The sequence below is a fragment of the Quadrisphaera sp. DVD1 genome, from assembly GCF_058932755.1.
Genome location: NZ_JBZYWI010000123.1, coordinates 1 through 9,610 on the forward strand (window position 1 = coordinate 1; position 9,610 = coordinate 9,610).

A 9,610-nucleotide genomic window follows, 5' to 3' on the forward strand; every position below is an offset into this window, starting at 1 on the left:
CCGCCGAGCTGGTCGCCCTGCCGGGGCTCACCGGGCGCTGAGGTCGCCGACCACCTGGGCGCCCAGGCGCAGCACGAGCACCGCGACCACGACGAGGAAGACGCCGCGCACGAAGGCGCTCCCCCGGGCCACCGCGGTGCGCGCCCCCAGGTAGCCACCGGCCATGTTGGCGACGGCCATGGCCAGGCCGAGCCCCCACAGCGTGCTGCCCGCGACGGTGAACACCACGAGGGCGCCGAGGTTGGTGGCCGCGTTGACCACCTTGGCCACCGCGCTGCCCTGGAGGAACGCGTACCCCAGGCCGACCAGGCCGGCGACGAGGAAGCTGCCGGTGCCGGGGCCGAGCACGCCGTCGTAGGTGCCGACGACGAGGCCGAGGACGACGGCGGTGCCCACGTGCCGGGCCCCGCCCCAGCGCAGCACGGGGTCGTCGGCCGGGGGCCGTCGCAGCAGCGTCCACAGCGCCACGAGGACGAGCGCCACGAGGGTCACCGGGCGCAGCGCGGCGGCGGGCACCGCGTGCGCGACCGCGGCGCCGGCCGCGGCCCCTCCCCCGGCGACCACGGCCATCGGCACGGCCGTGCGCCAGTCGAGGTCGACGCGGCGGGCGTAGGTCAGGGCGCTCGTGGTGGTGCCGGCGAACCCGGCGAGCTTGTTCGTCGCGAGGGCCTGCACCGGGGCGATCCCCGGCACGAGGAGCAGCGCCGGCAGCTGCACGAGGCCGCCGCCGCCCACCACGGCGTCGACCCACCCGGCGGCCAGGGCCGCGAGCAGGAGCAGCGCCAGGGTGCCCGGGGAGACCTCGATCCCGAGGTCGAGCGCGTCGAGGGCGAGGGCGCCGCCCGTCACTCCGCGGAACGCACGAGCGCCACCAGGTGGGCGGCGGCGTCGGCCACGGCGACGTCGGTGCGCTCGCCGGTGGCCCGGTCGCGCACCTCCACGACGCCGTCGGCCAGCCGCTTGCCCACGGTGACGATGGTGGGGATGCCCAGGAGCTCGGCGTCCTTGAACTTCACCCCGGGGCTGACCCGGGGGCGGTCGTCGAGCAGCACGGTGAGCCCGGCCGCGTGCAGGGCCCCCGCCAGCTCCTCGGCGCCGGCGAGGACGGCCTCGTCCTTGCCCGCGGCGACGAGGTGGACGTCGGCCGGGGCCACCGCCCGCGGCCAGACCAGGCCGAGGTCGTCGTGCAGCGACTCGGCGATGGCCGCCACGGCGCGCGAGACGCCGATGCCGTAGGAGCCCATGGTGACCGTGACGAGCTTGCCGTTCTCGTCGAGCACCTGCAGGCCCAGGGCCTCGGCGTACTTGCGGCCGAGCTGGAAGACGTGGCCCATCTCCATGCCGCGCGCGCTCTCCAGCGGGCCGGAGCCGTCGGGCGCCGGGTCGCCGTCGCGCACCTCCGCGGCCTCGATCGTGCCGTCGGCGGTGAAGTCGCGGCCGGCGACGAGGTCGAAGACGTGGCGGCCGTGCTCGTCGGCCCCGGTCACCCAGCGCGTGCCGGGCACGACGCGGGGGTCGAGCAGGTAGCGGATGCCGCTGGCGCGCTCGGTGCCCAGGACGCCGGGGCCGATGTAGCCCTTGACCAGCGCCGGGTGGCGGGCGAAGTCGGCCTCGCCGAAGGGCAGCACCTCGGCCGGGGTCACCGCGGCCTCCAGCCGCTTCTCGTCGACCTCGCGGTCGCCGGGGAGGCCGATGACGAGGGGCTCGAGGTCACCGCTGGGGTGGCGCAGGGTGACCACGACGTTCTTGAGGGTGTCCGCCGCGGTCCATGGGCGGTCGGGGCGGGGGAAGCGCTCGTTCGCCAGCGCGACCAGCGACTCGATCGTCGGGGTGTCGGGGGTGTCCTCGACGTGCGCGGCAGGGGCGTCGTCCCAGTCCAGGGCCGGCGGCACGGGCGTGGTGACGGCCTCGACGTTGGCCGCGTAGCCGCCCGCGGAGCGCACGAAGGTGTCCTCGCCGAACGGGCTGGGGTGCAGGAACTCCTCGCTGGCCGAGCCGCCCATCGCCCCGGAGACCGCCGAGACGATGACGTAGTCGAGGCCGAGGCGCTCGAAGATCCGCACGTAGGCGGCGCGGTGGCGCGCGTAGGCCTGCTCCAGCCCGGCGTCGTGGGTGTCGAAGGAGTAGGAGTCCTTCATGACGAACTCGCGACCGCGCAGCAGGCCGGCGCGCGGCCTCGCCTCGTCGCGGAACTTCGTCTGGATCTGGTAGAGGCTGAGCGGCAGGTCCTTGTAGGACGAGAAGAGGTCCTTCACGAGGAGCGTGAACATCTCCTCGTGGGTGGGGCCGAGGAGGAAGTCCGCGCCCTTGCGGTCCTTGAGCCGGAACAGGTTGTCGCCGTAGTCCGTCCAGCGGCCGGTCGCCTCGTAGGGCTCGCGGGGCAGCAGCGCGGGGAAGAGCACCTCCTGGGCGCCGATGGCGTCCATCTCCTCGCGCACGATCGCCTCGACGCGGCGCAGCACCCGGTGGCCCAGCGGCAGCCAGGTGTACCCACCGGGGGCGGCGCGGCGGATGTAGCCCGCGCGCACGAGCAGCCGGTGGCTGGGCAGCTCGGCGTCGGCGGGGTCCTCCCGGAGGGTCCGCAGGAACAGGGTCGACATCCGCAGCAGCACGAGGGACGAGGCTACCGGGGCGCGACGGCCCCGCGGCGCCACCACCTCGGGAACACCCCTGGGGGGTATGGCGTTCGTGCCGCCATGGACACCCGACACGCCCACCACCACGGCACCGGCACCGGCCACGACGCGCCCGCTCGGGCGTCCTGGGCGATGGCCGCCACGGCGACGCTGCACTGCCTCACCGGCTGCGCCATCGGCGAGGTGCTCGGGATGGTCATCGGCACCGCGCTGGGCTGGCACGCCGCCGCGACGGTGGCCCTCTCGGTCGCCCTGGCCTTCGTCTTCGGCTACGCCCTGACCGTGCGCGGCGTCCTGCGCACCGGCGTGGACCTGCGGGCGGCGCTCGGCGTCGCCCTGGCCGCGGACACGCTCTCGATCGCCGTGATGGAGGTCGTCGACAACACCGCGATGGTCGCCATCCCCGGCGCGATGGAGGCCGGCCTGGCCAGCCCGGTGTTCTGGCTCTCGCTGGCCGGCTCGCTGGCGCTGGCGTTCGTCGTCACGACGCCGGTGAACCGGGCGCTGATCAGCAGGGGCCGGGGCCACGCCGTCGTCCACGCGCTGCACCAGCGCTGACCCCGCGACCTGCGGGTGTCAGAACGACGACGATCCAGGGGTCGTCGTCGTCCTGACACCCCTAGGCGCGCTCGCGCTCAGCCGCGCGGGTCCGCCGGCGGCAGGGACGCCGGGCTCGCCGGCTCGACGTCGGTGCCGCGCCAGCGCCCGACCGCCGTCATCAGGTGGTAGATCACCAGGGACGCCGCGGTGCCCAGGGCGATGCCGCCGAACTCCAGGTCTCCGGGCGACCACGTGTAGTTCGCGACGCCGATCACCAGGGCGACGCCGGCGCTGGTCAGGGCCGCGGGGCGGGAGAAGTCCACCCGCGCCTGCACCCAGATGCGGGCTCCCAGGACGCCGATGAGGCCGTAGAGCACCGTGCCCGCGCCGCCCAGCACGCCCTGGGGCACCGTGGCGATCACCGCGCCGAACTTCGGCGAGAGGCTGAGCACGAACGCGGCCGCCGCCGCGACGGCGTAGGCCGCGGTGGAGTAGACGCGGCTGGCCGCCATCACGCCGATGTTCTCGGCGTACGTCGTGGTGCCCGAGCCGCCGCCGAGGCCGGCGAGGGTCGTGGCCAGGCCGTCGGCGAGCAGCGCCCGGCCGGTGACCGGGTCGAGGTCGCGGCCGGTCATGGCGGCCACCGACTTCACGTGGCCGACGTTCTCGGCGACGAGGACGAGCACCACCGGCAGGAACAGGCCGAGCACCGAGACGTCGAAGGAGGGGGCCGTGAACTCCGGCAGCCCCACCCACGCGGCCTCGCGGACGGCGTCGAAGTCGACCTCGCCGCGCAGGACGGCCACGAGGTAGCCGACGAGCACCCCGACGAGGATCGACAGCCGCCCGAGGATGCCCCGCAGCAGCACGCCGACCAGCACGACGGCGGCGATGGTCACCACGGCGGTGACCGGCGCGGCCTCGACGTTGTCCTTGGCGCTGGGCGCCAGGTTGAGGCCGATGAGCGCGACGATCGTGCCGGTGACCACCGGGGGCATGAGCCGCTCGATCCACCCCGCGCCGGCCAGGTGCACCACGAGGCCCACGAGCGCCAGCAGCACGCCGGCGGCCACGACGCCGCCGAGCGCCGTGGCGCGGCCGCCGCTGGCGGTGGCCGCCCCGATCGGGGCGATGAAGGCGAAGCTCGAGCCGAGGTAGCTGGGCACGCGGTTGCGCGTGATCAGCAGGAACAGCGCCGTGCCCAGGGCGGAGAAGAAGAGCGTGGTGGCGGGCGGGAAGCCGGTGATCAGCGGCACGAGGAACGTCGCGCCGAACATCGCGACGACGTGCTGGAGGCCGATGCCCACCGTGCGCGGCCAGCTCAGCCGCTCGTCGGGCGCGACCACCGCACCGGGGGCGATGGTGCGCCCGTCCCCGTGCTGGCGCCAGATCGTCGTGCTCACAGGACCGCTCCTCCCGCGCCCGGGTCCTCCGGGCGCGGCTGGAGGCTAGTGCTGCTCGTACAGCTCCAGCGGCAGGCCGTCCGGATCGGCGAAGAAGGTGAAGCGCAGCCCGGTGGTCTCGTCCACGCGCACGTCCTCCACGGCCACGCCCTGCTCCGACAGGGCCGCCACCGCGGCGTCCAGGTCGTCGACGGCGAACGCGAGGTGGCGCAGCCCCGCGGCCTCGGGGCGCGAGGGCCGCGCGGGCGGGTCCGGGAAGCTGAAGAGCTCCACGGCGTCACCGCTGGGCAGCTCGAGGTCGAGCTTGTAGGAGGCGCGCGCGGCCCGGTGCGTCTCCCGGACCACGCGCAGCCCCAGCACCTCCGTGTAGAAGCGCTTCGAGCGCTCGTAGTCGGTGGCGATCACGGCCACGTGGTGGAAGCGGCGGAGCTGCAGGGGCATCGCGCCACCCTAGGCACCCCTCCGCGCCCCGCGCCGACGGGCACGGGGCGCCCCCGCGCGCACCAGAAGCGGGCACGGGGCCACCCCGCGCGCACCAGGAGCGGGCACGGATCCGCCCGCTCCGCAGCGCGGGCACCGATCATGGAGAAGACCCGGGTCCCGGGCCGCCGCACCCCCGACTGCCCCATGAACGGCGCGAGGAGGCGCCGCGCGGGCGTCAGAACAGCACGGTGGCGAAGGTGCCGACCTGCTCGAAGCCCACGGAGGCGTAGGCCCGCACCGCGCGGGTGTTGAAGTCGTTGACGTAGAGGCTCACGACGCCGTAGCCGGCCGCCTGGGCCCCGACGACGACGGCGGCCATCCCCGGCTCGGCCAGGCCCTCCCCGCGGCGCTCGGGGTGCACCCACACCCCCTGCACCTGGGCGACGCCCGGCGAGACGGCGCCCAGCTCGGCCTTGAAGACCACCTGGGGGCTCCCGCCGACCTCCTCGATCCGCACGAACGAGCGCCGGGCGCCGACGAGCTCCTGCACGCGGCGCCGGTAGGTCGCCCCGCCGTCGCCCGCGGTCGGCGAGTACCCGACCTCCTCGGTGAACATCGCCACGCACGCCGGCACGAGCACGTCGAGGTCGGCGGGCGTGGCCAGGCGCACCGCAGGGTCCGGGGCCACCTGCGGCAGGCCGCGGATCGCCATCAGCGGCTGGTCGGGGCGCACGTCGCGGGCCGGGCCCCAGGCCTCCTCCAGCCGCTCCCACAGCCCGAGGACGGCGTCCGCGGGGCCCACCAGCGACGAGCAGCGCCGGCCGTGGCGGCGCGCCCGGGTGGCGAAGGCGTCGAGGGCGTCGGCGTCCGGACCGCCGCCCCCGCCGCGGCGCGAGAGCACCGGGACGAGGTTCGCGCCCTCCCAGCAGGCCGCGGTCAGGCGCCCCTCGGGGTACCAGCCCCACAGCTGCCCGCCCAGGCGCGCCGGGTCGACGCCGACCTGGCTGACCCGGCTGGAGACGAAGACGTTCGCCACCGGGTCCTGGGCGCACAGGGCCAGGACGTCGGCCCGGTCGGCGTCGTCGAGCACGCGCAGCGGGCTGCGGAAGACGGGGAGGACCACGGACGGACCCCGCTCAGCTGACCGAGACGGTGGGCGCACCCTCGGCGGCGAGCTCGCCGTCGAGGCGCATCTGCTCCGCGAGGCGGTTCGCCTCCTCGATGAGGGTGGCCACGATGTCGTGCTCCGGCACGGTCTTGACGACCTCGCCGCGCACGAAGATCTGCCCCTTGCCGTTGCCCGAGGCGACGCCGAGGTCGGCCTCGCGGGCCTCGCCCGGACCGTTGACGACGCAGCCCATGACGGCCACGCGCAGCGGCACGCTCAGGCCCTCCAGGCCCGCGGTGACCTCGTCGGCGAGCGTGTAGACGTCGACCTGGGCGCGCCCGCAGGAGGGGCAGGAGACGATCTCGAGCTTGCGCGGGCGCAGGTTCAGCGACTGCAGGATCTGGATGCCGACCTTGACCTCCTCCACCGGAGGGGCCGAGAGCGAGACGCGGATCGTGTCGCCGATGCCCCGGCTGAGCAGCGACCCGAAGGCCACCGCCGACTTGATCGTGCCCTGGAACGCCGGCCCGGCCTCGGTGACGCCGAGGTGCAGCGGCCAGTCGCCCCGCTCGGCGAGCATCTCGTAGGCCCGCACCATGACCACCGGGTCGTTGTGCTTGACCGAGATCTTGAAGTCGTGGAAGTCGTGCTCCTCGAAGAGCGAGGCCTCCCACACCGCGGACTCCACGAGGGCCTCGGGCGTCGCCTTGCCGTACTTGTCCATGATCCGCTTGTCGAGCGACCCGGCGTTGACGCCGATCCGGATCGAGGTGCCGTGGTCCTTGGCGGCCTTGGCGATCTCCTTGACCTGGTCGTCGAACTTGCGGATGTTGCCCGGGTTGACCCGCACGGCCGCGCAGCCGGCCTCGATGGCGGCGAAGACGTACTTGGGCTGGAAGTGGATGTCGGCGATCACCGGGATCTGGGACTTCATCGCGATGATCGGCAGCGCCTCGGCGTCGTCCTGGCTGGGGCACGCCACGCGCACGATGTCGCAGCCGGACGCCGTGAGCTCGGCGATCTGCTGGAGCGTGGCGTTGATGTCGGTGGTAGGGGTGGTGCACATCGACTGGACGCTCACCGGGGCGTCGCCGCCGACGGCCACGCTGCCCACCTTGATCTTGCGCGAGCGGCGCCGTGGGCTGAGCACCGGAGGGGGAGCCGCGGGCATGCCGAGGCTGACGGGGATCGCCATGCGCCCAGTATCGCCCCTACCGGGACCGGACCGTGGGACCGGCTCAGCCCAGGGTGATCGGGCGGACGATGTCGGCGTAGAGGAGCAGGACCGACATGCCGACCAGCAGCGCGGTCACCACGTAGGTGACCGGCAGCAGCCGGGCCAGGTCGAACGGGCCGGGGTCCGGCCGCCCGCGCAGCGCGGCGACCCGCCGGCGGGCCCCCTCCCACAGCGCACCCGCGATGTGGCCGCCGTCCAGCGGGAGCAGGGGCACGAGGTTGAAGACGAACAGGGCCAGGTTCAGCGAGCCCAGCAGGCCGAGCATCGCCGCGACCCGCTGCGTCGTCGTGGCGAAGAGGTCGCTGCTGGCGATCTCCCCCGACAGCCGGCCGGCGCCGACCAGGCCGATCGGCCCGTTGGGGTCGCGCTCGGCGTCGCCGAAGGCCGCTTGGGCCACCCCCACCATGCGGGCGGGCAGGTTGAGGACGACCTCGGCGGTGGCCCAGGTGGCGTCCGCGACGTAGCCGGGCACCGCGGTCACCGGCTGGCGCACCGGCTCGGTGCTCGGGGAGACCCCGAGGAAGCCGACGCGGTCGGTGACGAGCTCGCCGTCGGCGTCGGTGACCGGCGCCCCCTCGTCGTCGAGGCGGGGGACGTCGTTGGCGATGACCGCGGCCTGGAGGACGACCGGCTCGCCGTCGCGCTCCACCTCGACCGCGACGGTGCGCCCCGCCGCCTCGCGGATCGCGGACTGCACCCGGGTCCAGTCGCCGTCCGCCTCGCGCCCGTCGACGGCGAGGATGACGTCGCCCGGGCGGATGCCGGCGGCCGCGGCGGGGGCCTGCGGGTCGCCGGGCTGGCAGCCGCGCTCGGCGTCGGCCGCGGAGAGCACGCACTCCGACACGGTCGACACGCGCGGGGTCAGCGCCGGCAGGCCGATCGTGGTGATCACCAGGCCCAGGAAGACCGTGGCCAGCAGCAGGTTCATCACCGGGCCGCCGAGCATGACGACCAGGCGCTTGCGCACGGGCAGCCGGTAGAAGGTGCGGTGCTCCTCCCCCGGGCCGACCTCCTCCGCGGCCAGCTGGCGGGCGTCCTCGGCCAGCGCCTGGAAGGCGCCCGTCGAGCCGCTGCGCACGGTGCCGTCGGCGGCGGGCGCGTACATCCCGATCATCCGGATGTACCCGCCCAGCGGCACGGCCTTGACGCCGTACTCGGTCTCCCCGCGCCGCCGCGACCACACCGTCGGGCCGAAGCCGACCATGTACTGGGTCACCTTGACCCCGAAGCGCTTGGCCGGGAGCAGGTGCCCGACCTCGTGCAGGCCGATCGAGACGGCGAGCCCGACGACGAGCACCCCGACGCCGACGACCCAGGCGATGACCGTGCTCATGCCGCTCCTCGTGATGCCAGGACCTCGCGGGCCCGGGCGCGCGCCCAGGCCTCCGCCGCCAGGACGTCGTCCACGCCCATCGAGTCGGGTGCCACCGGCACGTGCTCGGCGACGACCTGCTCGACAGTGTCCACGATCCCCAGGAAGGGCAGGCGCGAGTCGAGGAAGGCCGCCACGCACTCCTCGTTGGCCGCGTTGTAGACGGCCGGCGCCGTGCTGCCGGTGGCCGCCGCCTCGCGGGCGAGCCGGACGGCGGGGAAGGCGCGCTCGTCCAGCGGCTCGAACTCCCACGTCGACGCCGTGGTCCAGTCGATCCCGTAGTCGGGGCGCGGCAGCCGGTCGGGCCAGGTGAGGCCGAGCGCGATCGGCAGCCTCATGTCCGGCGGCGAGGCCTGGGCCAGCGTGGCGCCGTCGGTGAACTCCACCATCGAGTGCACGACCGACTGCGGGTGGACGACGACGTCCACGCGGTCGACGGGCAGGCCGAAGAGCAGCGACGCCTCGATGACCTCCAGCGCCTTGTTGACCATGGTCGCGGAGTTGGTGGTGATCACCGGGCCCATCGACCACGTCGGGTGGGCGAGCGCCTGCTCGGGGGTGACGCCGGCCATCTGCTCCCGGGTGCGCCCGCGGAAGGGCCCGCCGGACGACGTCAGCAGCAGCCGGCGCACCTCCTGCGCCCGGCCGCCGCGCAGGCACTGGGCGATCGCCGAGTGCTCGGAGTCCACCGGCACCAGCTGCCCCGGCGCCGCGGCGGCGGTGACCAGCGCCCCGCCGGCGATGAGGGACTCCTTGTTGGCGAGCGCGAGCGTCCGCCCCGCGCGCAGGGCCGCGAGGGTGGGGCGCAGGCCCACGGAGCCGGTCATCCCGTTGAGGACGACGTCGCACGGGCGGGCGGCGAGCTCCGCGGCGGCGTCGGGACCGGCCAGC

9 protein-coding genes are annotated in these 9,610 nt (G+C 75.0%); 1 reads left to right on the top strand and 8 read right to left on the bottom strand.

Going from position 1 to position 9,610, the window contains the following annotated elements; translation table 11 throughout:
* Nucleotides 1-27: 27 nt before the first annotated feature.
* Both AC5FZL_RS12915 and AC5FZL_RS12920 read right to left on the bottom strand, forming a co-directional pair.
* On the bottom strand, nucleotides 28-849 hold the full coding sequence (locus AC5FZL_RS12915) for a TSUP family transporter (RefSeq protein WP_493619232.1): 822 nt from the start codon (nucleotides 847-849) through the stop codon (nucleotides 28-30).
* Nucleotides 846-2,612: a proline--tRNA ligase gene (locus AC5FZL_RS12920; RefSeq protein ID WP_493619234.1), complete on the bottom strand. Its 1,767-nt coding sequence runs from the start codon at nucleotides 2,610-2,612 to the stop codon at nucleotides 846-848. The genes AC5FZL_RS12915 and AC5FZL_RS12920 overlap by 4 nt, the downstream gene beginning before the upstream one ends.
* Nucleotides 2,613-2,696: 84 nt before the next feature.
* On the opposite strand from AC5FZL_RS12920, the gene AC5FZL_RS12925 reads away from it, so the two are divergent.
* Nucleotides 2,697-3,194: a DUF4396 domain-containing protein gene (locus AC5FZL_RS12925; protein WP_493619236.1), complete on the top strand. Its 498-nt coding sequence runs from the start codon at nucleotides 2,697-2,699 to the stop codon at nucleotides 3,192-3,194.
* Between the two features lie 77 nt (nucleotides 3,195-3,271).
* Here the strand turns inward: AC5FZL_RS12925 and AC5FZL_RS12930 are convergent, their stop codons facing one another.
* From AC5FZL_RS12930 to dxr, 6 genes are all read right to left on the bottom strand, one after another.
* Nucleotides 3,272-4,579 carry a uracil-xanthine permease family protein gene (locus AC5FZL_RS12930; protein ID WP_493619238.1) on the bottom strand — a complete coding sequence of 436 codons (1,308 nt, stop codon included), beginning with the start codon at nucleotides 4,577-4,579 and terminating at the stop codon, nucleotides 3,272-3,274.
* A 45-nt stretch (nucleotides 4,580-4,624) separates the two neighbouring features.
* On the bottom strand, nucleotides 4,625-5,020 hold the full coding sequence (gene gloA2, locus AC5FZL_RS12935; RefSeq protein ID WP_493619240.1) for an SMU1112c/YaeR family gloxylase I-like metalloprotein: 396 nt from the start codon (nucleotides 5,018-5,020) through the stop codon (nucleotides 4,625-4,627).
* Between the two features lie 217 nt (nucleotides 5,021-5,237).
* Nucleotides 5,238-6,125, bottom strand: coding sequence for a GNAT family N-acetyltransferase (locus tag AC5FZL_RS12940; RefSeq protein WP_493619242.1), 888 nt, complete (start codon nucleotides 6,123-6,125; stop codon nucleotides 5,238-5,240).
* A 13-nt stretch (nucleotides 6,126-6,138) separates the two neighbouring features.
* Nucleotides 6,139-7,305, bottom strand: coding sequence for a flavodoxin-dependent (E)-4-hydroxy-3-methylbut-2-enyl-diphosphate synthase (ispG, locus tag AC5FZL_RS12945; protein WP_493619244.1), 1,167 nt, complete (start codon nucleotides 7,303-7,305; stop codon nucleotides 6,139-6,141).
* A 43-nt stretch (nucleotides 7,306-7,348) separates the two neighbouring features.
* Nucleotides 7,349-8,680, bottom strand: coding sequence for a M50 family metallopeptidase (locus AC5FZL_RS12950; RefSeq protein ID WP_493619246.1), 1,332 nt, complete (start codon nucleotides 8,678-8,680; stop codon nucleotides 7,349-7,351).
* On the bottom strand, nucleotides 8,677-9,610 hold a 934-nt coding region (dxr, locus tag AC5FZL_RS12955; RefSeq protein WP_493619248.1), incomplete at its 5' end, for a 1-deoxy-D-xylulose-5-phosphate reductoisomerase. The genes AC5FZL_RS12950 and dxr, both read right to left, overlap by 4 nt.

Excerpts from the sequence above, each read along its gene's own strand:
- AC5FZL_RS12925 (WP_493619236.1), top strand. The coding sequence starts at position 2,697 with ATGGACACCCGACACGCCCACCACCACGGCACCGGCACCGGCCACGAC.
- gloA2 (WP_493619240.1), bottom strand. The coding sequence starts at position 5,020 with ATGCCCCTGCAGCTCCGCCGCTTCCACCACGTGGCCGTGATCGCCACC.
- ispG (WP_493619244.1), bottom strand. The coding sequence starts at position 7,305 with ATGGCGATCCCCGTCAGCCTCGGCATGCCCGCGGCTCCCCCTCCGGTG.
- AC5FZL_RS12950 (WP_493619246.1), bottom strand. The coding sequence starts at position 8,680 with ATGAGCACGGTCATCGCCTGGGTCGTCGGCGTCGGGGTGCTCGTCGTC.